Source organism: Streptomyces sp. NPDC029159, from assembly GCF_055564055.1.
Map to the genome: position 1 here is coordinate 66,220 of NZ_JBVHWT010000008.1, position 25,546 is coordinate 91,765.

The 25,546-nt window shown below is 73.0% G+C and carries 17 protein-coding genes; 10 read left to right on the forward strand and 7 right to left on the reverse strand.

Annotated elements, in window-relative coordinates:
* Window positions 1-14 precede the first annotated feature (14 nt).
* Together ACZ4U4_RS17585 and ACZ4U4_RS17590 are read right to left on the reverse strand one after the other, a co-directional pair.
* Window positions 15-3,923, reverse strand: coding sequence for an ABC transporter ATP-binding protein (locus ACZ4U4_RS17585; protein WP_467874716.1), 3,909 nt, complete (start codon window positions 3,921-3,923; stop codon window positions 15-17).
* Between the two features lie 440 nt (window positions 3,924-4,363).
* Window positions 4,364-7,177: a discoidin domain-containing protein gene (locus tag ACZ4U4_RS17590; RefSeq protein ID WP_467874718.1), complete on the reverse strand. Its 2,814-nt coding sequence runs from the start codon at window positions 7,175-7,177 to the stop codon at window positions 4,364-4,366.
* Window positions 7,178-7,393: 216 nt separating this feature from the next.
* On the opposite strand from ACZ4U4_RS17590, the gene ACZ4U4_RS17595 reads away from it, so the two are divergent.
* From ACZ4U4_RS17595 to ACZ4U4_RS17605, 3 genes are read left to right on the forward strand one after another with little or no spacing between them, the layout of a single operon-like run.
* Window positions 7,394-8,206, forward strand: a complete 813-nt coding sequence (locus ACZ4U4_RS17595) for an ATP-binding cassette domain-containing protein (protein WP_467874721.1) — start codon at window positions 7,394-7,396, stop codon at window positions 8,204-8,206.
* Window positions 8,178-10,451 carry a YhgE/Pip family protein gene (locus ACZ4U4_RS17600; RefSeq protein WP_467874724.1) on the forward strand — a complete coding sequence of 758 codons (2,274 nt, stop codon included), beginning with the start codon at window positions 8,178-8,180 and terminating at the stop codon, window positions 10,449-10,451. Before ACZ4U4_RS17595 ends, ACZ4U4_RS17600 begins: the two co-directional genes overlap by 29 nt.
* 2 nt (window positions 10,452-10,453) lie before the next feature.
* On the forward strand, window positions 10,454-11,218 hold the full coding sequence (locus tag ACZ4U4_RS17605; RefSeq protein WP_467875203.1) for a TetR/AcrR family transcriptional regulator: 765 nt from the start codon (window positions 10,454-10,456) through the stop codon (window positions 11,216-11,218).
* Between the two features lie 207 nt (window positions 11,219-11,425).
* On the opposite strand, the gene speB is transcribed toward ACZ4U4_RS17605, so the two are convergent.
* Entirely contained in the window at window positions 11,426-12,403 is a 978-nt protein-coding gene (gene speB, locus ACZ4U4_RS17610; protein WP_467874726.1) for an agmatinase, read from the reverse strand.
* A 341-nt stretch (window positions 12,404-12,744) separates the two neighbouring features.
* Here speB and ACZ4U4_RS17615 point away from each other — a divergent pair, with 341 nt between their 5' ends.
* The 3 genes from ACZ4U4_RS17615 to ACZ4U4_RS17625 all read left to right on the forward strand — a co-directional run bounded on the left by ACZ4U4_RS17615 (window position 12,745) and on the right by ACZ4U4_RS17625 (window position 14,938).
* Entirely contained in the window at window positions 12,745-13,074 is a 330-nt protein-coding gene (locus tag ACZ4U4_RS17615; RefSeq protein ID WP_467874729.1) for a TetR/AcrR family transcriptional regulator, read from the forward strand.
* 32 nt (window positions 13,075-13,106) lie between these two features.
* Window positions 13,107-14,072: an alpha/beta hydrolase gene (locus ACZ4U4_RS17620; RefSeq protein WP_467874731.1), complete on the forward strand. Its 966-nt coding sequence runs from the start codon at window positions 13,107-13,109 to the stop codon at window positions 14,070-14,072.
* Between the two features lie 68 nt (window positions 14,073-14,140).
* Complete coding sequence (locus tag ACZ4U4_RS17625) at window positions 14,141-14,938, forward strand: phosphatase (RefSeq protein WP_467874733.1); 798 nt, start codon at window positions 14,141-14,143, stop codon at window positions 14,936-14,938.
* Window positions 14,939-14,978: 40 nt separating this feature from the next.
* On the opposite strand, the gene ACZ4U4_RS17630 is transcribed toward ACZ4U4_RS17625, so the two are convergent.
* From ACZ4U4_RS17630 to ACZ4U4_RS17640, 3 genes are all read right to left on the reverse strand, one after another.
* The gene (locus ACZ4U4_RS17630; protein ID WP_467874736.1) at window positions 14,979-15,905 is read right to left on the reverse strand and encodes an acyl-CoA thioesterase; all 927 of its coding nucleotides are present in this window, start codon (window positions 15,903-15,905) and stop codon (window positions 14,979-14,981) included.
* 108 nt (window positions 15,906-16,013) lie between these two features.
* The gene (locus ACZ4U4_RS17635) at window positions 16,014-17,171 is read right to left on the reverse strand and encodes an acyl-CoA dehydrogenase family protein (protein WP_467874738.1); all 1,158 of its coding nucleotides are present in this window, start codon (window positions 17,169-17,171) and stop codon (window positions 16,014-16,016) included.
* Between the two features lie 79 nt (window positions 17,172-17,250).
* A complete protein-coding gene (locus ACZ4U4_RS17640) occupies window positions 17,251-17,880 on the reverse strand; it encodes an SACE_7040 family transcriptional regulator (protein ID WP_467874741.1) in 630 nt (209 codons plus the stop codon).
* 124 nt (window positions 17,881-18,004) lie between these two features.
* Here ACZ4U4_RS17640 and ACZ4U4_RS17645 point away from each other — a divergent pair, with 124 nt between their 5' ends.
* From ACZ4U4_RS17645 to ACZ4U4_RS17660, 4 genes are read left to right on the forward strand one after another with little or no spacing between them, the layout of a single operon-like run.
* Window positions 18,005-19,636: a carboxyl transferase domain-containing protein gene (locus ACZ4U4_RS17645; protein WP_467874744.1), complete on the forward strand. Its 1,632-nt coding sequence runs from the start codon at window positions 18,005-18,007 to the stop codon at window positions 19,634-19,636.
* 35 nt (window positions 19,637-19,671) lie between these two features.
* Window positions 19,672-21,675: an acetyl/propionyl/methylcrotonyl-CoA carboxylase subunit alpha gene (locus tag ACZ4U4_RS17650; RefSeq protein WP_467874747.1), complete on the forward strand. Its 2,004-nt coding sequence runs from the start codon at window positions 19,672-19,674 to the stop codon at window positions 21,673-21,675.
* The gene (locus ACZ4U4_RS17655; protein ID WP_467874749.1) at window positions 21,672-22,613 is read left to right on the forward strand and encodes a hydroxymethylglutaryl-CoA lyase; all 942 of its coding nucleotides are present in this window, start codon (window positions 21,672-21,674) and stop codon (window positions 22,611-22,613) included. Before ACZ4U4_RS17650 ends, ACZ4U4_RS17655 begins: the two co-directional genes overlap by 4 nt.
* A gap of 5 nt (window positions 22,614-22,618) precedes the next feature.
* The gene (locus ACZ4U4_RS17660; protein ID WP_467874751.1) at window positions 22,619-23,776 is read left to right on the forward strand and encodes an acyl-CoA dehydrogenase family protein; all 1,158 of its coding nucleotides are present in this window, start codon (window positions 22,619-22,621) and stop codon (window positions 23,774-23,776) included.
* Window positions 23,777-23,865: 89 nt separating this feature from the next.
* Here the strand turns inward: ACZ4U4_RS17660 and ACZ4U4_RS17665 are convergent, their stop codons facing one another.
* Window positions 23,866-25,464: a beta-N-acetylhexosaminidase gene (locus ACZ4U4_RS17665; protein WP_467874753.1), complete on the reverse strand. Its 1,599-nt coding sequence runs from the start codon at window positions 25,462-25,464 to the stop codon at window positions 23,866-23,868.
* Between the last annotated feature and the right edge of the window lie 82 nt (window positions 25,465-25,546).

A 25,546-nucleotide genomic window follows, 5' to 3' on the forward strand; every position in this document is an offset into this window, starting at 1 on the left:
CGGCCGGTGTGCGGTCAGACCCGCGCCGTCGTCTCCTCTCCGGCGAAGGCGCGCCACAGGGCGGCGTACCGGCCGTTGCGGGCGAGGAGTTCGGCGTGGGTGCCGTCCTCGGCGACCCGGCCGCGGTCCATCACCACGACCCGGTCGGCACGCGCCGCGGTCGTCAGGCGGTGGGCGACGACGAGGGTGGTGCGGCGTCCGGAGAGCCGGTCGGTGGCCTGGTTGACGACGGCTTCGGAGGCGAGGTCGAGGGCGGCGGTGGCCTCGTCGAGCAGCAGGATGTCGGGGTCGACCAGCTCGGCGCGGGCCAGGGCCAGCAACTGGCGCTGACCTGCGGAGAGGTTGCGGCCGCGCTCGGCGACCTCGTGGAGGTAGCCGCCGTCGAGGGTGGCGATCATCGCGTGGGCGCCGACCGCACGGGCCGCGGCCTCCACCTCGGCGTCGGTGGCGTCCGGCCGCCCGTAGGCGATGGCGTCGCGGACCGTACCGGCGAAGAGGTACGACTCCTGGGGGACGATGCCGAGGCGGTGGCGGTAGCCGGTGAGGTCCAGCTCCCGCAGGTCGGTGCCGTCGGCGCGGACCGCCCCGCCGGTCGGGTCGTAGAAGCGGGCGACCAGCTTGACGAGGGTGGACTTTCCGGCGCCGGTCTCGCCGACGAACGCGACGGTCTGCCCGGCGGGGATCGTCAGATCGATGCCGGACAGCGCCTGTTCGGCTCCGTCGGACTCCGCGCCGTAGTGGAAGTCCACCCCGTCGAAGGTGATCTCGCCGCGCAGCTGCGGCACCGGGCGGGGGTCCGCGGCGGCGGGGGTGGTGGTCGGCTCGCGCAGCAGCTCCTGGATGCGGCCGAGCGAGACGGACGCCTGCTGGTAGCCGTCGAAGACCTGGGAGAGCTGCTGGACGGGGGCGAAGAACAGGTCGATGTAGAGGAGGTAGGCGACGAGCGCACCGGCCGTCAGGGTGCCCGCGCCGACCCGTCCGGCGCCGACGATCAGCACCAGGGCGGCGGCGACCGACGACAGCAGCTGGACGAACGGGAAGTACACGGATATCAGGAACTGGCCGCGGATCCGGGCCTGGCGGTAGGCGTGGCTGCGATCGGCGAACCGCGCGGCGCCCATGCCCTCGCGCCGGAACGCCTGGACTATCCGCAGCCCGGCGACGCTCTCCTGGAGGTCGCCGTTGACGACGCTGATCCGCTCCCGGGCCAGCTCGTACGCCTTGACGCTCTGCTTGCGGAAGAAGTACGTGCCGAGGATCAGCGGCGGGAGGGTGGCGAAGACGACCAGGGCCAGCTGGACGTCGATGACGAGCAGCGCCACGAGGATGCCGCCGAAGGTCAGCACCGAGACGACGGCGGTGACCAGGCCGGTCTGCAGGAACGTCGACAGCGCGTCGACGTCCGTGGTCATCCGCGTCATGATCTTGCCGGTGAGTTCGCGCTCGTAGTAGTCGAGGCCGAGGCGCTGGAGCTGGGCGAAGATCTTGACGCGGAGGGAGTACAGGACCCGCTCGCCCGTGCGGCCGGTCATCCTGTTGCCGCCGATCTGCGCGGCCCACTGGACGAGCACCGTCACCAGGGCGAGGAGTGCGGCCGTCCACACCCCGGCGAGCACCCCGCGGCGGACGCCTTCGTCGATGCCCTGCCGGATGAGGATCGGGACGACGAGACCGCCGAGGGCGTCCACGGCCACCAGAGCGAGGGCGATCAGCAGCGGCCCGCGGAAGCCGCGCAGCAGCTGCCGCAGACCGTACGAGCCCTCGGCCGCGGCGGCCCGCTCCTCGTCGATGTCCGGGGTGTCGATGGCCGGCGGGAGCGCGGCGACCTGTTCGAGGAGTTCGGGGGTGGCGGCCGGTCCGGTCGGCCCTTCCGGGGCACCGTCGGTGTCGCGGCGGACCCACAGCTCGGGGGTGATGCCGTGCGGGCCGGGGGCGCCGTCCGAGGCGGCGGAGTCGGTGGCGCCGGGGCGTGCGCCGTTCGGGTGCGCGCCGTCGGGGTGGGCCACGGGGAGCGGTTCCAGCAGGCCGGTCGCGGCGGATTCGCCGTCGAAGGCGCCCGCCACCGCACCGGCCGGATCGTGCGGGACGCCGCCCAGCTCGTCCGGGTCGGTCAGCAGGCTGCGGTAGAGGGGACAGCGGGCGGTGAGTTCGTCCTGGGTGCCGATGTCGACGAGGCGGCCGCCGTCGAGCACGGCGATGCGGTCGGCGAGGGCCAGGGTGGAGGCGCGGTGGGCGATGAGCAGCGTCGTGCGGCCGGCCATCACCCCGCGCAGCGCCTCGTGTATCTCGTGCTCGACCCGGGCGTCGACGGCGGACGTCGCATCGTCCAGCACCAGCAGCCGGGGGTCGGTGAGGATGGCGCGGGCCAGAGCTATGCGCTGCCGCTGGCCTCCGGAGAGCGTCAGGCCCTGCTCGCCGACCTCGGTGTCGTACCCCTCGGGCAGCTCGCCGATGAAGCCGTCGGCCTGCGCGATGCGGGCGGCCGTGCGGATCTGCTCGTCGGTGGCCTCCGGGTGGCCGTAGGCGATGTTGTCGCGCACCGAGTCGGAGAAGAGGAAGCTGCTCTCGGGCACCAGGCCGATGACGGAGCGCAGCGACTCCAGGGTGAGGTCGCGGACGTCGTGGCCGCCGATCAGGACGCGGCCGGCGGTGGCGTCGTAGAAGCGGGGCAGCAGCAGCGAGACGGTGGACTTGCCGCTGCCGGACCGGCCGACGACGGCGACGGTCTCGCCCGGGGCGATGCGCAGCGAGAAGCCGTCCAGTACGGGGCGGGGTGCGGGGGCGCCGGCCGGGGCGGGCTTCCCGGCGGCGCCGGTGGCCGCGGCCTCGGCGGTCTCCGCGTCACGGTCGGGTCCGGCAGCGGCCTCGCCGTAGGCGAAGGTGACGGCGTCGAACTCGACGGTGGCGGGGGCGTCGGCGGGGAGTGCGTGGGCGTCGGGGCGCTCCTCGACGACCGGGTCGGTGTCGATCAGTTCGTAGACCCGCTCGACGCCGGCCCGTGCCTGCTGGCCGACGGTCAGCACCACGGCCAGCATCCGGACCGGGCCGACGAGCTGGGCGAGATAGGTGGAGAAGGCGACGAAGGTGCCGAGGGTGACCTCGCCGCGGGTGGCCATCCAGCCGCCGAGGGCCAGCATCGCGACCTGGCCGAGGGCCGGGACGGCCTGAAGGGCGGGGTTGTAGACGGCGTTGAGGCGCACCGTGCGCAGCCGTCCGGCGAACAGCTTGCGGCCCACCTCCCGGAGCTTGCCGGTCTCCTGCTGCTCCTGCCCGAAGCCCTTGACGACCCGGACTCCGGACACCGCGCCGTCCACGACGCCCGCGACCGCTGCGGCCTGGCTCTGGGCGTACCAGGTGGCGGGGTAGAGGCGTGTGCGGCTGCGTTTGGCGACGAACCACAGGGCCGGGGCGACGGCCAGCGCGATGACCGTGAGCAGCGGGGAGAGCGTCAGCATCACGACCAGCGAGACCAGGAAGAGCAGGACGTTCCCGATCATCATGGGCGTCATGAACAGGAGGCTCTGGATGAGCTGGAGGTCGCTGGTGGCGCGGCCGACGACCTGCCCGGTGCTCAGCTCGTCCTGACGCCGGCCGTCGAGCCGGGCGATCGAGCCGTACATACGGGTGCGGAGGCTGTGCTGGACGTCGAGGGCGAGCCGTCCGCCGTAGTAGCGGCGGGCATAGGTGAGGGCGTAGACGACGACCGCGGCGACGATCATGAGAGAGGCCCAGGGGGCGAGCGTGCGGTCGTGGCGGACGATCACGTCGTCGATGATCAGCTTCGGGATGAGCGGCACCAGCGCCATGACCGCCATACCGCCCAGCGAGGAGCCGAGCGAGAGCAGTACATCCGTCCGGTACTGCCAGCAGTCGCGGACCAGCCTCCGCGCCCAGCTCTGTCCTGCCGTGTCCGTCCCCGCCACCCGGTGCCTCCCGCGCCTCGTCCTTGACGGAAATTGCCAACATCCCCACCGTCGGATTTCATCCCGCCGTCACACTCCGCGCGGGCGACCGGCCGGAAATCCGGGTTTTCCCGGAGAAAGGGGATCGGGGCGTCAGGGACGATCTCCGGGAGATCCCCGATGGTGCCCGAGCCGGGCGTCCGTCACGCTGAGTGACATGAGAACACAGATTCGCGTACTCGGCCCTTCCAGCCCCTCGTCCGCTCCGCCGGTGCGGTGCGGCATCACGCCCTTCGGACTTCTCCTCGGCGTCTTCCGCTGTGTGCACGGGCGCGGCGGGGGCACGGCCGGCCGCGCGGAGGGCACGATATCCGGCCGACCGTGTCAGGGACGGCGTGCGGCGGCGGCCGGGCGCAGGGGTGCGGCCCGGCCGCCGCAGGGTGCATCGGTGGCGGTGCGGATCAGTTCCCGGCGCCGCCCGTGCCGGTGGCTCCGTCCACCGTCAGTTCGGCGATCCCCGGGCGCTTCTTCGGCGTGCCGTCGGGGTTGGGCCGCGGATCTCCGTGGACCGTGACGCGGACGTACCGCGCCGGGGTGCGGCCCGCGTATCCGGTGCCGGTCCAGTGGCGGCCGTCCCGCGAGACCTGCACGACGTAGGAGACCGGCTTCGTCGCGTTCCAGTGCGGGGTGATCTGCCCGACGGTCACGGTGCGGCCGAGGTCGACGGTGAGCGTGCCGTCGGCGGCGTCGGGCACCCACGCGGTGGTGGCGTTGCCGTCCACGGCGGCTCCCGCGTACATCCCGGGCTCCTCGGACGTCGCCTTCGCGGGGGTGCAGCGCGCGGCGTTGTCCGTGGGGGTGAGGTCGGGGCGCCGGGTGGTGAGGACGACGGGCCGGCCCGTGCGGGCCGTCTCGACGCCCTGCGGGGTCTCGACCGGCAGGGGCGTACCCGCGGTCAGCCGGACGCGGGTGCGGTGCGCGCCGATCTCCACGTCGTACGTCCGGCCCTGCCAGCGCAGACCGCGCAGGGTGACGCCGCGGGAGAGCTGCGGCGGCAGCGTCGGGTCGAGGTGCACGGCGTTCTCCCGCAGCCGCAGGCCGGTCAGGCCGTGGGTGAAGGTCTGCAGGAAGCCGCCCTTGCCGGTGAGGAAGTCCTGGGCGGGCTGTCCGGCGAGCGGGTCCTCGGCCCCCGCCTTGTCGCCGCGTGCCTCGGAGAACTGCGCGAACGGCCCGCGGACGAACGGTTTGATGGAGCGCAGGAGGTAGGTGTAGGCGGCGCAGCCGGGTTCGCCGAGGGCGGCGGCGTCGATGGCGTGGACGGAGTCGGTCATCGCCGGGCCGTCCGGGTCGGTGCGGGCCGCGTAGTAGTCGAGCGTGTCCGCCGCCTGTTCCGTCGTCATCGGCCATTCCAGGGGGTACATCAGCAGCACCGTGTCGGCCTGCTTGATGGTGGTGCCCCGGTATCCGGCGTACTGCGCGAAGACCTTGTTCTCCGTGTCGTAGGGGATGCGCAGCTTGTCGGCGACGGTCCGCCAGGCGGCGGGGGCCGGTTCGCCGAGGACGGCGGCGACGCGCAGGGCGTGCCGCAGTGCGGTGGCGGCGCCCGCGTTGGTGAAGACGCCGTCGTCGACGCCGTTGCTGTACTCGTCGGGCCCGGCGACGTTCTTGACGGAGTAGCGGCCGTCGGCGTTGCGGGTGGCGCGGGAGGCCCAGAACTCCGCGATGCCCTTGAGCACGGGCCAGCCGCGCGAGCGCAGCCAGGCGGTGTCCTTGGTGGCGAGGTAGTACTGCCAGGTGGCGAGGGAGATGTCGCCCATGAGGTGGTTCTGGGTGCGGCAGTGCGGCGGGTCCCAGCTGTGGCATTCGGTCCACAGGTCGCCCTTGCTGCCGCTGGTCCAGGAGTAGAACAGCCCGTCGTAGCCGAGCTTGCGGGCGTTGGCGCGGGCTCCCGCACGGGTCCGGTAGCGGTAGTCGACGATCGATCTGGCGAGCGCGGGGTGGCTCGCCAGCAGGCCCGGGTACATCCAGGTCTCGGCGTCCCAGAAGACCTCGCCCGCGTAGTTGTCGCTGGTCAGGCCGGTGGGGCCGATGCTGTTGCGGTTCCCGGCGCGAGTGGCGGAGAGCAGTCCGTACTGCGCCGAGCGGATCCAGGACTGCAGCTCGGGCCGCCCGGCCACCTCGATGTCGCTGCGCCACAGGGAGCGCCAGGCGGCGGTGTGCCGGGCGAAGAGCGACGGCCAGCCGCGCCCGGCGGCCCGCAGCGAGGCGGCGCGGGCGGCGGCGCGGGGCGAACGGGAGGTCAGGGCGGTGTCGACGCCGAGATATTTGGTCAGCTCGTAGCCGTGGCCGCTGCGGACGGGGAAGGTGACGTGCTGCCGGTTGGTCAGCCCGGAGGCGCGGGCGGGGCGCCGTTCCGGCCGACCGTGGATCCCCGGTCCGGGGCGCAGCGTCGAGGCGACGGCGCCGTCGGTGTCCGTGCCGTCGGTGCGGAAGGCGACGTCCATGGTGCCGTCGGCGGAGGCGCCCCCGGTGGCCTTCATCCGGCGGGCGCCACGCCCGTCGAGCACATCGGTGACGGTCGCCGCGCCGCTCCAGTGCGGCGTCATCCGCAGGCGTACGGCGCCGATGTGGGCGTCGGTCCGGTCGGCGAGGACGTCGTAGACGAGGTCGGTGGCGCGGCCGTCGGCGGCGGTCCAGGTCAAGGAGGTGCGGACGAAGCCGCAGCGCAGGTCGAGGGTCTGGCGGTAGTGGGAGATACGGGCGGCTGGGGTGGCGGAGGAGTAGGTCTCGGCGCCCGGTTGGCCGGCGGTCACGTCGAGCGTCGTCCAGGTCGGGATCGCCGCGATGGCCTGGCGTCCCTCGACGTTCGCGGGACCCTTGGCGTAGAGCCCGGAGACGAACGAGCCGTCGTAGGCCGGGGTCTTCAGCGGCCAGCCGGTGGTGCCGCCGGGGGCGGCATATCCGGTGCCGTGGGGCGGGATGCGCTGGCCGAGGTAGCCGTTGCCGACGTAGGCGTGGTGGCTGTCCTCGGGGTCGATACGGGTCGAAGTCGCCGTCCAGCCGGAGCCGTTGCCGCACGGGCCGCCCCGGTCGGGGGCGGGGGCCGAGGGGGCGGCGGCGAGGGGCTGGGCCGCGGCCGAGGCGGGGGCCGAGCCCGCGAGGAGGGCCGCCGCGACGAGCGGTGCGAGCAGCCTGCGGGGGCGGGCGGCCGGGCGGGCCGTCCGGTGGCGCTCGGGAGATGGTGGATACGCCGGATGCCGTGCCGTCTGATTCATCGCTCTCCGTCGTCCGTGTGCGGCCCGGATCCGCAACTGCCCGGCGCGGGCCGCTTCCTGGGGGAAATCGCGGCGTCCTTGCGACGTCAGGGGTGACCTTAAGCACGTAGCGCCGCCGAGCGCACCGAAATCGGGCATTTGGCAGTGCGCCGATTGGTCAAGCGGCGATCGATGCGGCAAACTTTTAGACTGACCAGTCAGATCAAAGGAGGGGCAGTGGACACCACCCGTCAAGGGGCGGCGGTCATCGCCAAGGGGATCGGCGTCAAAGGACCGCGCGGATGGGCCTTCAGAGGTGTCGACATCTCCGCGGAGCCGGGCGCACTGATCGCGCTGCAGGGCCCCTCGGGCTCCGGCCGTACCTGCCTCCTGCTCGCCCTCACCGGCCGGATGCGGCTCACCGAGGGCCAGGCCACGGTCGCGGGCTTCCCGCTGCCGAAGCGGATGGGCGCGGTGCGCGGCCGGACGGCGGTCGCCCACGTACCGGGCATCGCCGACCTGGAGCCGGCCCTCACCGTCGGCGAACACCTCAAGGAACAGGCCCTGTTGATCCGCCGCCTGAAGGGCTCCCCGCTCGGCGGGCTCTCCTGGGGCCGCCGTCACCGGGAAGAGCGCCGGGCCCGGATCGAGGCCGCGCTGGCGGCCGTGGGCCTGGACCCCGAGACCCTGCCGAAGGGACTGAACACCGCCGTCCGCGACCTCGAACGCCTGGAGGCGCTGCGGCTGTCCCTGGCGCTCGGCATGCTGCACGCCCCGCATCTGCTCGCCGTCGACGACGTCGACCTCAAGCTCTCCGCGGAGGAACGGGAACAGATCTGGGGGCTGTTGCGCGAGCTGTCGGCGGCGGGCACCACCGTCGTGGCGGTCGCCGGCGACGCCCCCGAGGACGCGCTGATAGTCCGTACGGACTCCGGTGCCGCGGCCGCGCCGCGCACCACCGATGCCACGACCACCGCCGGCCCGCAGGGCCCGGCCGACACCCACGAGGAGGAAACAGCGCATGCGTTCGCCGAAACTGGCCGCGCTTGAGCTGAGGCGCTTCGGCCGGGGCAAGCTCCCCCGGCTCGGCATCATCGCCCTCACGCTGATCCCCCTGCTCTACGGAGCGCTCTACCTCTGTTCCTTCTGGGACCCCTACAGCCGGCTGGACAAGATCCCGGTCGCTCTCGTCAACGACGACAAGGGCGCCACGGCCGACGGCAAGCACCTCGACGCCGGCTCCCAGCTCGTCAAGAGCGTCCGCGACAGCGACACGTTCGACTGGCAGGAAGTCGGCTCCGGTGAGGCGGCGAAGGGTCTGGAGGACGGCAGGTACTACCTGTCGCTGACCATCCCCTCGAACTTCAGCGAGCGGATCGCGTCCAGCGGCGGCGACTCCCCGCAGACCGGCGCGCTCCAGGTCCGTACGAACGACGCCAACAACTACATCGTCGGCTCGATCTCCAAGACGGTGTTCTCGGAGATCCGGGCGAAGACGTCGGCGAAGTCGTCGCGGCAGTTCCTCGACAAGATCTTCGTCTCCTTCTCCGACCTCCACGACCAGACGCAGAAGGCCGCCGACGGCGCCGGGAAGCTGGACGACGGTCTGCACGACGCCAAGGAGGGCGCGGGCAAGCTTGCCGACGGGCTCGGCAGCGCCGAGGAGAACACCGGCAAGCTGTCGGGCGGCCTCGGCCAGCTCAACGAGGGCGCGGGCAAGGTCAGCGACGGCGCGGACACCCTGCACGACAAGGCCGGGCAGCTCGGCAAGGGCGCCTCGGACCTGCACTCCGGCATCGGCCAGGCGCAGACCAAGGCCCAGGAGCTGAGCAAGGGCGCCGGTCAGGTCGCCGACGGCACCGAGCAGCTCGCCACGAAGTTCAACGGGCTCGCCAAGAAGGACCTCCCCTACCTCAAGAAGCACAGCGAGGAGATCGCCAGGGGGGCGCAGTTCGTCGCCGACCTCACCGAGAAGCTCGACCGCGTCCTGGGGGCGGCCGAGACCAACGTGACCGAGGCGCGGGAGTCGGCCGACAAGGCGGACTCGGTCTACCGCGAGCAGTGCACCTCCGGGACCTCCGGCGCGGCGTGCGCAGACCTCAAGGATGTCGCTTCCAAGACCGCCGCCACGGCGGACTCGGCAGAGAAGGTCAACGGGGGCCTCTCCAGCCTCGACCTCGGTGCCCAGCGCGCCAAGCTGCGTGAGATCCACCAGGGCGCGGTGATGGTCGCCGAGCAGGTGCCGGAGATCGCGAAGAACGCCGACGGCCAGCTCGCGCAGATCAACAAGCTGAACGCCGGTGCGCACAAGGTGGCCGACGGTGCCGACCGGTTCGCCACCGGACTGGGCGCGCTCTCCGACGGCAGCGCCAAGATCGCCGACGGCAGCGGCAAGCTGGCCAACGGCGCGGGCGACCTCGCCGACGGCGCGGGCCAGGTCCACAACGGCATCGGTGACGCCAAGAACGGCACCGACCAGCTGGCGGGCGGCCTGGGCAAGCTCAAGGACGGCGCGATCTCGCTCAACGGCGGCCTCTACAAGCTGAAGGACGGCTCCAACCAGCTGGCCAGCGGCCTGAACAGCGGCGTCGCCAAGATCCCGGACTACGACAAGAACGAGCGCGACACGCGGACCGAGGTCATGGCCGACCCGGTCGAGCTGGCCGCCAAGTCGATGCACAAGGCGCCCAACTACGGCACGGGCCTCGCCCCGTACTTCATCCCGCTGTCCCTGTGGGTCGGCGCGATGGTCGCCTTCATGCTGCTCCAGCCGCTGGGCAAGCGGGCGCTCGCCGCCGGTGCGCCGGGCTGGCGGATAGCCCTCGGCGCCTGGCTCCCGGCCTTCGCCATCGGCGTGGTCCAGGTGCTGGCGCTGATGGCCGTGCTCCACTGGGGCCTCGGCCTGGAGATGGCCCGGGCGACCGCCACGATCGGTTATCTGCTGCTGGCGACGGCGTGCTTCACCGCCCTGATCCAGCTGCTGAGCGCGGTCTTCGGACCGGCGGGACGGGTGCTCACCCTGGTCATCCTGATGCTCCAGCTGACCTCGGCGGGCGGCACCTACCCGGTGCAGACCAGCCCCGGTTTCTTCGCGGCGATCCACCCGTTCCTGCCGATGAGCTACGTCGTCGACGGTCTGCGTCGTCTGATCACCGGCGGCGACCTCTCGATCGTCACGCAGGGCAGCATCGTGCTGGCGGTCTTCACCGTCGCCTCGCTGGCGCTGACCGCGCTGACCGCGCGGGGCCGGCAGGTCGTCCGGATGAAGGACCTCCATCCGGAACTCAGCCTGTGACCATCCCCTCCACAGGCCGTAGGGGCGGTGCCGTCGACGGCACCGCCCCCGCGGCGGGTTCCCGGGCCGCCCGGCGGGAGAGCACCCGCCGCAAGCTCTTCGAAGCCGCCGTCACGCTCATCGCCGAGCAGGGTTTCTCCGCCACCACGGTGGACGAGATCGCCGAGCGCGCCGGTGTCGCGAAGGGCACCGTCTATTACAACTTCACCAGCAAGAACGTCCTCTTCGAGGAGTTGCTGCGGGACGGCATCGAGCTGCTCGCCGTCTCCCTTCGCCGGGCCGCCGACGAGGTGACGGCGCGCGGCGGCACCCATATCGACGCCGTGGACGCGATGATCCGCGCCGGGCTGGAGTTCATCGCCGGCGCCCCCTCGCTCACCCAGCTGTACGTCGCCGAGCTGTGGCGCACCAATCGCAGCTGGCGCGCCACCCTGCGGTCGGTGCGCGGCCGGGCGATGGCCGTCGTCGAATCCGTCCTGCGGGAGGCGGTCGACGCCGGTGAGCTGAGCGAGGAGATCGACGTCCCGCTCACCTCGTCCGCCCTGATCGGCATGGTCCTGGTGGCCGCCCTCGACTGGCAGTCCTTCCAGCCCCACCGCACGGTCGACGACGTCCATGCCTCGCTGTCCCGGCTGCTCCAGGGCCGCATCGGCGGCACGGCCGCCCCGGCACCGGCCCCGGCTCCCCCGGCCCCCGCGCCCCGGATATCCCGCCCGGCCCGCCGGTCGCGGTCACCGCGTACCACCGGGCGCCCCACCTCGGCGTAAGGCCCGGGGGGGCAGCCCCGCGGCGGCCGAACGCGGTCTGCGGAACCGCCGGTTCGAGAGCGCCGAAAGCCGAGCCGCAGGCGGCCGCCGCACGGGCCGGGGCCCACCACGCACGGGCCCACCAGGCACGGGGCGCGCCGCCGCGGACACACGGAAGCGGGCGGCGACCCCCGAAGGTCGCCGCCCGCCGGCTCTGTCGCCGCCGTGTCAGCCGCGGGACGCCGCGATCTGCCGGGCCATGATCGTGGTGAGTTCGTACGCCGTGTGGGAGGCGGCCACCGACGTGATCTCCGCGTGGTCGTAGGCCGGGGCGACCTCGACCAGGTCGGCGGAGACGAGATGGCAGGAGGCCAGGCCGCGCAGGATCTCCAGGAGTTCGCGGCTGGTGAGGCCGCCGGCCTCGGGGGTGCCGGTGCCCGGGGCGTGCGCCGGGTCCAGGACGTCGATGTCGATGGAGATGTAGAGCGGGCGGTCGCCGATGCGCTGGCGGAGCTGGTCGGCGATCTCGTCGACGCCGCGCCGCATCACGTCGGCGGAGGTGACGATGCCGAAGCCCATCTTCTCGTCGTCGGTGAGGTCCTGCTTGCCGTAGAGCGGGCCGCGGGTGCCGACGTGGGAGAGGGCGGAGGTGTCGAGGATGCCCTCCTCGACGGCACGGCGGAACGGCGTGCCGTGGGTGTACTCGGCGCCGAAGTAGGTGTCCCAGGTGTCGAGGTGCGCGTCGAAGTGGAGCAGCGCGACCGGGCCGTGCTTCTTCGCGACGGAGCGGAGCAGCGGCAGGGCGATGGTGTGGTCGCCGCCGAGCGTCATCAGACGGGCTCCGGTGGAGAGCAGATCGTCGGCGCCCGCCTCGATCGTCTCGACCGCCTCGTTGATGTGGAACGGGTTGGCGGCGATGTCACCGGCGTCCGCGACCTGCGCCAGCGCGAAGGGGGAGGCGTCCTGCGCCGGGTTGTACGGGCGCAGCAGCCGCGACGCCTCCCGGATCGCGTTGCCGCCGAAGCGGGCGCCGGGCCGGTACGAGACGCCGGTGTCGAAGGGCACCCCGACCACCGCGACATCGGCGGCGGAGACCTGGTCGAGGCGGGGCAGACGGGCGAAGGTCGCGGGCCCGGCGTAGCGCGGGACGCGGGAGGAGTCGGTGGGGCCGACGGGGCCGGACGGGGCGGCGGATGCGGTGGTCATGAGGGTGAGGGTAGGGAGCGCCGCAGCCCCTGGGGATGGACATTTGCGTGAGTCGGCCGGAGAGCGTTCGACGGAACGGCCAGCCGCCAGCCGCCGACCGCCGGCCGCCTGACAGCGGGCCGGACCGCGAGCGCCGGGGCACCCGGGAAACCCGCACCGGACGGCCGGACCGGGCCACGTACCCCACCAGGACAGCGGACCGAGCCACGCGCCGCACGAGGCAAACCGGACCGAGCCACACGCCGCACAAGGCAGCCGCGCCGAACACGCCCCCACGCACGCCACCACGCTCCTGCCCACACCGCTTTACACGTTTCCACCCCGCTGTTAAATGCGTAGCCATGCCAAAGGTTCCCTCCTCCCAGCTCGTCCTGGACGCCGCCTACCGCTGCTTCTGCCGCAACGGATACCGGCGCACCTCGGTCTCCGACATCGTCGGAGAGGCGCAGATGTCGCGCCCGACGGTCTACAAGTACGTCGGGAGCAAGGAGGAGGCGACCGTCAAGGTCGTCCGGGGCGCGCTGGAACAGGCGGCCACCGTGCTGCTCACCTTCACCCGGGGGCTGGAGGACGACCTGCGCGACCCCGACGCCGTCCGCCGTGAACTGCACACCGGCGTACGGCTGATCACCCGCGGGGCGCTCGGTGCCCCCTCCCCCTCCCCGGCCTGAGCACCGCCAGGCCACCCGCGAAAGGCACCCGCATGAGCCACCCCCTCCCCGCCACCTACCGCGACCAGCGGGCCTGGCGCGACCTCCAGCAGTTCCTGCCCGAGCGGCTGCGGCTGACCGATGCGACCGCGCCCGAGGAGGAGTTCTGGGACTGGCACGGGCACCGCGTCCACCTCGACCGCTACCGCAACCCCGCCGCGAAGGCCAAGGTCGTGCTGCACCACGGGGTGGGCACCAACGGCCGCCAGATGTCGCTGATCCTCGGCGCCCCGCTCGCCGCCCGTGGCTTCGAGACCGTCGCCCTGGACAACCTCGGATACGGCCTCACCCGGGTGCGGCCCAGGTCCACGCCGTCGTACGACGACTGGGTCGATCTCGTCGTGGACTTCCTCGCCTTCGAGCAGTCCCGGGACGACCGTCCGATCGTGCTCTACGGGCTGAGCGCGGGCGGCATGCTCACCTACCACGTCGCCGCGAAGGCGCCCCGCGGCACGCTGCGCGGCATCGTCGGGATGACCTTCCTCGACCAGCGTGACCAGCGGGTACGCGACGAGACCGCGCACGATCCGCTGACCGCGCGGATGGGCGGTCCGCTCATGGGCCTGCTCGCGAGGACCCCGGCCGCCGCGGTGCGGTACCCGATGAGCCTGGCCGGGAAGATGTCGGCGCTGGCCAACGATCCGGCGGCGATGAAGGTCTTCATGAAGGACCGCACCTCGGCCGCGAACCGGGTCAGCGTCCGCTTCCTCGACCGCTATCTGCACCACGCCCCCGCCGTCGAGCCGGAGCGGTTCGACGCCTGCCCGGTGCTGCTGACCCAGCCCGCCGAGGACCGCTGGAGCCCGCTCCACCTGAGCACGCCGCTGCTGTCCCGCATCACACGGGTCCCGGTCGACACCGTCCTGCTCGACGGGGCCGGTCACTACCCGCTCGAAGAGCCGGGCCTGACGCAGATGCAGGACGCCATCGCCGGCTTCGTCACGGAGCACACCGCCTGACGCGCCCCCGCGGGCCCCGGAACCCCGGACTCCCCGCCCGGGCCGGCCGCGGCGGGCACAATGGCGCCATGCCGATACCCACCGTGGACGCCGTCCTCACCCGTGCCGAGCTCGTCGACCATCTCGTACGGACCCGGATCGCCGGTGACGTCGCCACGCCCCGGGAGAACAACCTCTCCCACTACCGCCGCCTCGCCAACGGAGACCGCCACTACTGGTTCGGCCTGGAGCTGGGCGACCGGTGGACGGATGAGCAGGACGTACTCGCCGTGATGGCGGAGCGGTGCGGGGTGAGCGACGATCCGCACCACCGCAGCGGGCAGGACACCATCGACCCCGAGCTGACGGTGGACGCGCTGGACCGTGCGGCGGCGCTGCTGCACAAGGCGGCCGCGGGCCGGCAGCGGGTGCTGTTCGCCACCGGGCACCCGGGCGGGCTGCTGGACGTGCACCGGGCCACCGCGGAGGCGCTGCGGGCCAAGGGCTGCGAGATCGTCGTGGTGCCGGACGGGCTCCAGGCCGACGACGGCATGGTGTTCCAGTTCGGCGAGGTGGCGATGTTGGAGCGCGGGGCGACGCTCTGGCACACCCACTCCCCCGCGCCGATGGCCGCGGTCCTGGACGGGCTGGAGCGGGCCGGCCGCCCGCTGCCCGATCTGGTGATGGCCGACCACGGCTGGGCCGGATGCGCCGCGCAGCGCGGGATCGACGCGGTGGGCTTCGCCGACTGCAACGATCCGGCGCTCTTCCTCGCCGAGGCCGAGGGCACGCTGCGGGTCACCGTCCCGCTGGACGACCATGTGCGCAGCCCGCGCCATTACGACCCGCTGACCGCCTACCTCCTCAAGGCCGCCGGACTGCTCTGAGCAGCGCCGGGGCGGGCGGCGACACCGGCCCGGGCAACCGTCATCCGCGGGGTGCCCGGATCACGCCCTCCTGGACGACGGAGACCACCAGCTGTCCGTCGGCGGTGAAGATCCGGCCCCGGCCCAGGCCGCGGCCGCCCTGGGCGGTGGGCGACTCCTGGTCGTAGAGGAGCCAGTCGTCGGCGCGTGGCGGGCGGTGGAACCACATGGCGTGGTCCAGGCTGGCGCCGACCACGTCGCCGACCGCCCAGCCGCCCCGGCCGTGCGCGAGCAGCACCGAGTCCAGCAGGGTCATGTCGGAGACATAGGTGACCAGGCAGATGTCGAGCAGCGGGCGGGCCGTCGGGGCGTCGTCGGCGGGGGCGGCGGAGCCGGTGGCGACCGGCAGCTGGTCCAGCGATCCGTTGGTGCGGAACCACACCTGGGAGCGGGGTTCGCGCGGCTCCCCCGGTGTCGCGTACGGGGGCGCGTCGACGTAGCGCAGGTCGATGGCGGCGCGGGCGCGCAGCAGCCGCCGGGTGACGTCCGGGTCGGCGAAGTGCCCGGCGTGGCGGGGCAGCGTCTCGGCAGCGGTCGGCAGCGACAGCGGGTCGGGCGCCTTCGGCATCGGCTCCTGGTGCTCCAGGCCCTCCTCGTACGCCTGGAAGGAGGCCGTGAGGTGGAAGATCGGCCGGCCGTGCTGGACGGCGACGACCCGGCGGGTGGTGAAGGAGCGGCCGTCGCGGATCCGGTCGACGGTGTAGACGATCGGTGCGCCGGGGTCGCCGGGCCGCAGGAAGTAGGCGTGCAGGGAGTGCGGAGGCCGGTCGGCGGGGACGGTGCGGCCCGCCGCGACCAGCGCCTGGGCGGCGACCTGCCCGCCGAAGACGCGGGGGACCAGCGAATCCCGGCTGGCGCCACGGAAGATGTCCTGCTCGATCCGCTCCAGGTCGAGCAGGACGAGCAGATCCTTGAGGGCGTCGGTCACGGCATACGGCGCTTTCGGTCGGGTGCGGTACGGCGTACGGACCCGGTACCCGGGGGGCCGGGCGCCGGGTCCGTACGCCGTCTCAGCGGTGCGGAGGAGGTGCCGCGGTCACAGGCCCATCGACTTGGCGATGATGGAGCGCATGACCTCGCTGGTGCCGCCGTAGATGCGGCTGACGCGGGTGTCGGCGTAGAGGCGGGAGATCGGGTACTCCTGCATGTAGCCGTAACCGCCGTGCAGCTGGAGGCACTTGTCGATGACGACGGCGGCGCGCTCGGTGGTGAAGAGCTTGGCGGAGGCGGCGTCGGCGGCGGTCAGCTCCCCGGCGTCGTGCGCGTCGAGGGCGCGGTCGACGACCGCCTCCATCGCGTCGACCTCGGACTTGCAGTCGGCGAGGACGAACTTGGTGTTCTGGAAGGAGGCGACGGACTTGCCGAAGACCTCGCGCTGCTGCACGTACTCCTTGGCGAACCGCACCGCCGCCGCGGCCTGGGCGTAGGCGCCGACGGCGATGCCCAGGCGCTCCTGCGGGAGGTTCTGGCCGAGGTAGGAGAAGGCTTTGCCCTCCTCGCCGAGGCGGTCGGTGACGGGCACCTTGACGTCGGTGAAGGAGAGTTCGGCGGTGTCGGAGGTCTTCAGGCCGAGCTTGTCGAGCTTGCGGCCGACGGCGTAGCCCTCGGAGGTGGTGTCGACGACGAGGAGGGTGATCCCGGCGCGGCGGTCCTCGGGCGACGGGGGCGCGGTGCGGGCGCAGACGATGACGCGGTCGGCGAGGACGCCGCCGGTGATGAAGGTCTTGGCGCCGTTGAGGACGTAGTGGCTGCCGTCGGCGGAGAGCTTGGCGGTGGTCTTCATCCCGGCGAGATCGGAGCCGGTGCCGGGCTCGGTCATGGCGATGGCCGTCATCATGTCGCCGGAGACGAACGGCGGCAGCCAGCGCTGCTTCTGCTCCTCGGTGGCGTACGCGAGGAGGTAGGGCAGGCAGAGCGCGGTGTGAACGCTGGAGCCGCCGAAGCTGACGCCGGCGCGGGCGCACTCCTCGGTGATCACGGCGTGGAACTTGAAGCTGGTCTCCCCGGCGCCGCCGTACTCCTCGGGCACCTCGATCCCGAAGACGCCCAGCTCACCCAGCTTGCGGTAGAAGTCGCGGGGGGCGGCTCCGGCCTCGATCCACTCGTCGTAGACCGGTACGACCTCGGCCTCGATGAAGGCGCGGATGGTCTCGCGGAACGCCTCGTGGTCCTCGTTGAACACTGTGCGACGCACGGCCGCCTCCTCCGGATCGCTACCTAAGCGCTTGCTCAGCGAAAGCTACCGGCCGGTCCACACCCTGTCCAGGGACCGCTCACCCGGCGGACGGGGCCCCGGCGGGGCGGGCGCCGTCCGCCATCGCGCCGAACGCCCCGAGCGCCAGCCGCCGCAGCAATCCGGCCATCTCGGTGCGGCCCGGCAGCGCGCCGGGGCGGCCCAGGTGCGGGGTGGAGTTGAGGAGGCCGAAGACCGCGTGCACGGCGGCGCGCGCCTCCGCCTCGGACGGCTCCGGGTGCACCTCGCGGACGACCGTCACCCACAGTTCGACGTACTCGCGCTGGAGGCGCCGCACCCGCTTGCGGTCGGCCTCGCGCAGCCGGTCCAGCTCCCGGTCGTGGACGGTGATCAGCGGGCGGTCGTCCAGCGCGAAGTCGATATGGCCGTCGATCAGCGCGTCCAGCACCGCCTCGGGGCTCTCGCCGCCCTCGGCGATCCGCATCCGGCCGCCGTCGAGCAGCCGCTCGCTGATGCCGACCAGCAGTTCGGCGAGCATCGCGTCCTTGCCCGCGAAGTGGCGGTAGAGCCCGGGACCGGAGATGCCGACCGCGGCCCCTATCTCGTCGACGCCGACGCCGTGGAAGCCGCGCTCGGCGAAGAGCCGGGCCGCCTCCTTGAGGATCTGCTCGCGGCGGCTGGTCGGGGCGGGGGCGGGCGCGTTGCTCATGGACGCAATTGTAGACAGTGAGGGTTAGTGGTCGTTAACCTGAACGGAGCGACGTTAACGGCTATTAACCGCGCCTCCGCCCCGGCGGACGGTCCGCGGCGACCGAGCAAGGGAGCGCGTACTGATGGAGCAGGCACCGGTGCTGGGGAGCGCCGCCGACCCGGCGTCCGACTCCTGGCGGGCCAACGAGGCCGCGCACCGCGCCCTCACCGCCGAGCTGCGGGAGAAGCTGGCGGCGGCCCGGCTGGGCGGCGGCGAGCGCGCCCGGGCCCGGCACACCGCCCGCGGCAAGCTGCTGCCCCGGGAGCGGGTCGACGCCCTGCTGGATGCGGGCTCGCCGTTCCTGGAGATCGCACCGCTGGCCGCCGACGGGATGTACGACGGCGCCGCACCGGCCGCCGGGGTGATCGCCGGGATCGGCCGGGTCTCCGGCCGCGAGACACTGATCGTCGCCAACGACGCCACCGTCAAGGGCGGCACGTACTACCCGATGACGGTCAAGAAGCATCTGCGGGCGCAGGAGATCGCGCTGGAGAACCGGCTGCCGTGCCTGTACCTCGTCGACTCCGGCGGCGCGTTCCTGCCGATGCAGGACGAGGTCTTCCCCGACCGCGAGCACTTCGGGCGGATCTTCTACAACCAGGCGCGGATGTCCGGCGCCGGGATCCCGCAGATCGCCGCGGTCCTCGGCTCCTGCACCGCCGGCGGCGCCTACGTCCCGGCGATGAGCGACGAGGCGGTGATCGTGCGGAACCAGGGCACGATCTTCCTCGGCGGCCCGCCGCTGGTGAAGGCCGCCACCGGTGAGGTGGTCACCGCCGAGGAGCTGGGCGGCGGCGAGGTGCACGCCAAGACCTCCGGCGTCACCGACCATCTCGCCGAGGACGACGCGCACGCGCTGCGGATCGTCCGCACCCTCGTCGGCACGCTCGGCGAGCGCCCGCCGCTGCCCTGGCAGGTACGGCCGGTCGAGGAGCCGAAGGCCGACCCGGCCGGGCTGTACGGCATGGTGCCCACCGACTCCCGGACGCCCTACGACGTGCGCGAGGTCATCGCCCGGCTCGTCGACGGTTCGCGGTTCGCGGAGTTCAAGGCGGAGTACGGCCAGACGCTGGTCACCGGCTTCGCGCGGCTGCACGGGCACCCGGTCGGGATCGTCGCCAACAACGGCATCCTGTTCTCCGAGTCCGCCCAGAAGGGCGCCCACTTCATCGAGCTGTGCGACCAGCGCGGCATCCCGCTGGTCTTCCTCCAGAACATCTCCGGCTTCATGGTCGGGCGGCAGTACGAGGCCGGGGGCATCGCCAAGCACGGCGCCAAGATGGTCACCGCCGTCGCCTGCACCCGGGTGCCCAAGCTGACCGTCGTCATCGGCGGCTCGTACGGCGCCGGGAACTACTCGATGTGCGGGCGGGCGTACTCGCCGCGCTTCCTGTGGATGTGGCCGAACGCCAAGATCTCGGTGATGGGCGGCGAGCAGGCCGCCTCCGTCCTCGCGACCGTCAAGCGCGATCAGCTGGAGGCGCGCGGCGAGGAGTGGAGCGCCGAGGCCGAGGACGCCTTCAAGGACCCGATCCGCGCGCAGTACGAGACCCAGGGCAACGCCTACTACGCGAGCGCCCGGCTGTGGGACGACGGCGTCATCGACCCGCTGGAGACCCGCCAGGTGCTGGGCCTGGCGCTGACCGCCTGCGCCAACGCCCCGCTGCCCGCCCGGGACGCCGCGGCGCCCGGCTACGGCGTCTTCCGGATGTGAGCGACGTGCCGCACACGAGAGGGACTTCGAAGGCCATGCCCACCACCATGTTCGACACCGTGCTGGTCGCCAACCGCGGCGAGATCGCGGTCCGCGTCATCCGCACCCTGCGCGCCCTCGGCATCCGCTCCGTCGCCGTCTTCAGCGACGCGGACGCCGGCGCCCGGCACGTGCGGGAGGCCGACACCGCCGTACGGATCGGGCCCGCGCCCGCCGCCGAGAGCTACCTGTCGGCCAAGCGGCTGCTGGACGCGGCGGCCCGCACCGGCGCGCAGGCCGTCCACCCCGGCTACGGCTTCCTCGCCGAGAACGCCGCGTTCGCCGCCGCCTGCGCGGACGCCGGGCTGGTCTTCCTCGGCCCGTCCGCCGCCGCCATCGAGCTGATGGGCGACAAGATCCGCGCCAAGGAGACGGTCCGCGCGGCCGGGGTGCCGGTCGTCCCCGGCTCCTCCGGCAGCGGTCTGACCGACACCGAACTGGCCGCCGCCGCCCGCGAGATCGGCATGCCCGTCCTGCTCAAGCCGTCGGCGGGCGGCGGCGGCAAGGGCATGCGGCTGGTGCGGGACGCCGCGCTGCTCGACGAGGAGATCGCCGCCGCCCGCCGCGAGGCCCGCAGCTCCTTCGGGGACGACACGCTCCTCGTCGAGCGGTGGATCGACCGGCCCCGGCACATCGAGATCCAGATCCTCGCCGACGGCCACGGCAACGTCGTCCACCTCGGCGAGCGCGAGTGCTCCCTCCAGCGGCGCCACCAGAAGGTGATCGAGGAGGCGCCGTCGGTGCTGCTGGACGAGGCGACCCGCGCCGCGATGGGCGAGGCGGCGGTCCGCGCGGCCCGCTCCTGCGGCTACCGCGGCGCCGGGACCGTCGAGTTCATCGTCCCCGGCAAGGACCCCTCGGCCCACTACTTCATGGAGATGAACACCCGCCTCCAGGTCGAGCACCCGGTCACCGAGCTGACCGTGAGCATCCGCGGAGAGCGCGGCCTCGACCTCGTCGCCTGGCAGCTGCGCATCGCCGCGGGCGAGGAATTCCCCTTCACCCAGGACGACATCGGCTTCACCGGGCACGCCGTCGAGGCCCGGATCTGCGCCGAGGACCCGGCCCGCGACTTCCTGCCCACCGGCGGCACCGTCCACCTGCTGCGCGAACCCCAGGGCGGCGCGGTCCGCACCGACTCCGGCCTCCTCCAGGACGCGGAGGTCGGCAGCCGGTACGACCCGATGCTCTCCAAGGTCATCGCGTACGGCCCGGACCGGGCGGCGGCGCTGCGCACCCTGCGGGCCGCGCTCGCGGAGACCGTCACCCTGGGCGTGACCACCAACGCCGGGTTCCTGCGGCGGCTGCTGGCCCACCCGGACGTGGTGTCCGGCGAGCTGGACACCGGGCTGGTCGAGCGGGAGGCCGCCGCGCTGCTGCCGGACGGGGTGCCGGACGAGGTGTACGCGGCGGCCGCGGCGGTCCGGCAGGCGGCGCTGGAGCCGGCGGCGGACGGCGGCTGGTGCGACCCGTTCGGCGTACCGAGCGGCTTCCGGCTGGGCGGCGAGGCGGCGCCGGTGCGGCACTGGCTCAAGCTGCCCGGTCTTGAGCCGGTCGCCCGGGACGTGGCGCCCGGCACGGGCGGCGCCGAGGTGACGGCGGACACCGTGCGGGTCACCGTCGACGGTGTGGTGCACACCTTCCACCGCGCGGGCGACTGGCTGGGCCGCGACGGCGACTCCTGGCACGTCACCGACCACGACCCGGTGGCGGCGGCGCTGCTCGGCGCGGCCGGCGGGCACGGCGCCGATGCGCTGACCGCCCCGATGCCCGGCACCGTCACCGTCGTCAAGGTCGCCGTCGGCGAGGAGGTGCAGGCGGGCCAGGGGCTGCTGGTGGTGGAGGCGATGAAGATGGAGCACGTCATCGCCGCCCCGCACGCCGGGACCGTCACCGCGCTGGACGCCGCGCCCGGCGCGACCGTCGCCATGGACCAGGTGCTGGCCGTGGTCGACCCGCACGAGACCCCGGCCGGCAGCGAGGAGGAGCAGGCGTCATGACCGCACCCGGACTGCCCATGACCGTGCCCGCGCAGGGGCTGCCCGCGCGCGTACGCATCCACGAGGTCGGCGCCCGCGACGGCCTGCAGAACGAGAAGACGGTGGTACCGACCGAGGTCAAGGCGGAGTTCGTGCACCGCCTGGCCGACGCCGGACTGCCCGTCGTCGAGGCGACCAGCTTCGTCCACCCGCGCTGGGTGCCGCAGCTCGCCGACGCCGAGGAGCTGTTCGGCAGGCTCGGCGACCTGGACGCGGCGATGCTGCCGGTGCTGGTCCCCAACGACCGCGGGCTCGACCGGGCGCTGGCGCTCGGGGCCCGGTCGGTCGCGGTCTTCGCCAGCGCCACCGAGTCGTTCGCCAAGGCCAATCTCAACCGCACCGTCGACGGAGCGCTGGCGATGTTCGCGCCGGTCGTGGCGCGGTCGAAGGAGGCCGGGGCGCGGGTCCGCGGCTATCTGTCGATGTGCTTCGGGGACCCGTGGGAGGGCCCGGTGCCGCTTCCGCAGGTGGTGCGGGTCTGCCGGGCGCTGCTCGACATGGGGTGCGACGAACTCAGCCTGGGCGACACCATCGGCGTCGCCACCCCCGGCCACGTCCGGGCGCTGCTGACCGCCCTGAACGACGCGGACGTGGCGACCGACCGGATCGGTGTGCACTTCCACGACACCTACGGACAGGCGCTGGCCAACACCCTGGCGGCGCTGGAGCACGGCGTCACCACCGTGGACGCCTCGGCGGGCGGCCTCGGCGGCTGCCCGTACGCGAAGTCCGCCACCGGCAACCTCGCCACCGAGGACCTCGTGTGGATGCTGCACGGCCTCGGCATCGACACCGGCGTCGACCTCACCGCCCTCACCGCCACCAGCGTGTGGATGGCCGAAGCTCTCGGACGGCCGAGCCCGTCCCGCACCGTCCGCGCCCTCTCCCACAAGGAGTGACCCTCATGTCTCTGGACCACCGTCTCCCCGACGAGCTGGAAGAACTCCGGCGTACGGTCGAGGCGTTCGCACACGACGTCGTCGCCCCGCAGATCGGCGAGTTCTACGAGCAGCACGCCTTCCCGTACCCGATAGTCCGCGAGATGGGCCGGATGGGGCTGTTCGGGCTGCCGTTCCCCGAGGAGTACGGCGGGATGGGCGGCGACTACCTCGCGCTGGGCATCGCACTGGAGGAGCTGGCGCGGGTCGACTCCTCGGTGGCGATCACCCTGGAGGCCGGGGTGTCGCTGGGCGCGATGCCGCTGTACCTCTTCGGTACGGAGGAGCAGAAGCAGCAGTGGCTGCCCAAGCTGTGCACCGGTGAGATGCTCGGCGCGTTCGGGCTGACCGAGCCGGACGGCGGCTCCGACGCGGGCGGCACCCGCACCACCGCGGTCCGCGACGGCGACTCCTGGGTGATCAACGGCTCCAAGTGCTTCATCACCAACTCCGGTACGGACATCACCGGTCTGGTCACCGTCACCGCCGTCACCGGCCGCAAGCCGGACGGCCGCCCGGAGATCTCCTCGATCATCGTCCCGTCGGGCACCCCCGGCTTCACCGTCGCCGCCCCGTACTCCAAGGTCGGCTGGAACGCCTCGGACACCCGCGAGCTGTCCTTCACCGACGTCCGGGTGCCGCTGGCCAACCTGGTCGGCGAGGAGGGCCGCGGCTACGCGCAGTTCCTGCGCATCCTCGACGAGGGCCGGATCGCCATCGCCGCGCTCGCCACCGGCCTGGCGCAGGGCTGTGTCGACGAGTCGGTGAAGTACGCCCGCGAGCGGCATGCGTTCGGCAAGCCGATCGGCAGCAACCAGGCGATCCAGTTCAAGCTCGCCGACATGGAGATGCGGGCGTACACCGCCCGGCTGGCGTGGCGGGACGCGGCCTCCCGGATGGTGCGCGGCGAGCGGTTCAAGAAGGAGGCGGCGCTGGCGAAGCTGTACTCCTCGGAGATCGCGGTCACCAACGCCCGCGAGGCCACCCAGATCCACGGCGGCTACGGCTTCATGAACGAGTACCCGGTCGCGCGGATGTGGCGGGACTCCAAGATCCTGGAGATCGGCGAAGGGACCAGCGAGGTCCAGCGGATGCTGATCGCCCGGGAGCTGGGCGTCGGCTGACGGCCTACGCGAAGCGGGGGGGGGGGGGGGGGGGGGGGGGGGGGTCCCCCCCCCCCCCCCCCCCCCCCGCTCCCCTGCCTCAGCTCACCTCACGACCGCCCCGGCCAGGGCACCTCCGGTGAGCGGTAGTAGCCGATGCCCATGGCGTCCCAGCGCGGGCCCTGGGCGGCGAGCCGGGTGCGGTAGCGCGCCCAGTCGTGGCCGGCCGCCGGGGACCAGCCCAGTTCGGCGATGCCGGGCAGCCGGGGGAAGGCCATGTACTCCAGGTGCGCGGGCGTCGACAGCGTCTCCGTCCACAGCGGCGCCTCCACCCCCAGCACCCCGCCCTTGGGTACGCCCGGCAGATAGGTGGCCGGGTCCCAGTCGTAGGAGCGCTGCACGCTGACGTATCCGGCCCAGGCCAGGCCCAGCGGGGTGTTCTTGTCGTACTTCATGTCGAGGTACGAGCGGTCGGCGGGCGAGATGATCAGCTTGGTGCCGTGCGCGGCGGCGTCGGTGACCTCCTTGCGCTCGCCGGCGGAGGTCGCGTCGTAGCCCCAGTACTGCGCGACGGCGCCCTTCGCCGGGTGCGCTCCGGCCAGCTGGTGCCAGCCGATGGCGGTCTTGCCGTACTTCGCGACGACCGGCTGCACCTTGTCCATGAAGGCGACGTAGTCGTCATGGCTGGTGGAGTGCGCCTCGTCGCCGCCGATGTGGAGGTAGCGGCCCGGTGTCATCGCGGCCAGCTCCCGCACGACGTCGTCGACGAAGTCGTACGTCTCCTTCTTCGGCACACACAGCGAGCTGAAGCCGACGTCGGTGCCGGTGTAGAGCGGCGGCGCCTTGCCGTCGCAGTTCAGCTCGGCGTACGAGGAGAGCGCGGCGTTGGTGTGGCCCGGCATGTCGATCTCCGGGACGACGGTCAGATAGCGGCTCGCGGCGTACTTCACGATCTCGCGGTAGTCCGCCTTGGTGTAGAAGCCGCCGCGCCCGCCGCCGACCTGGGTGCTGCCGCCGTGCGAGGTGAGCTTGGGCCAGGAGTCGACGGCGATCCGCCAGCCCTGGTCGTCGGAGAGGTGCAGATGGAGGGTGTTGAGCTTGTAGAGGGCGAGCTGGTCGATGTACCGCTTGACCTGCTGGACGCCGAAGAAGTGCCGGGAGACGTCGAGCATGGCGGCGCGGTAGCCGTAGCGCGGGGTGTCGGTGACGGTGCCGCCGGCGATCCGCCAGGCGCCGGGCTGCTCGGTGCGGCGCTCGACGGACGGCGGCAGCAGCTGACGCAGCGTCTGGACGCCGTGGAAGAGCCCGGCGGGACGGGCCGCGCGGACGGTGACGGAGCGGGGCCCGGACTCCAGCCGGTATCCCTCGGCGCCGAGCTTGCCGGTGTCCCGCCCGCCGAGCTTCAGGACGATGCCGTCCGCCCCGGAGCGGGTGGTGACGGGCAGCGCGAAGCCGGTGGCGGGGCGGAGCAGCCCGGCGAGGTACCCGGCGACCTGCCGGGCCTCGGCGCCCCCGCCCGGCACCCGGATCGTGGTCCGGTCGCCGAGCGTGTACGGGTCCCCGCCGGGGTGCACCGCGGCGGGGGCGGGGACGACCCGGTCGAGCGGGGTGGCGGCGGATGCCGGGGCGGCCGGCGGCGGGGCGGCTGCGGTGACCGTTCCGGCGGCCGTCACCAGCAGCAGGGAACTCAGGAGTCTGCGTCGTCTCATCGACGATCCCTTCGGCGAGCATCGTGCATGGCATGTCGAACATGGCATGGAGCGACCGAACGGTCACCATGCGTACCGCGAG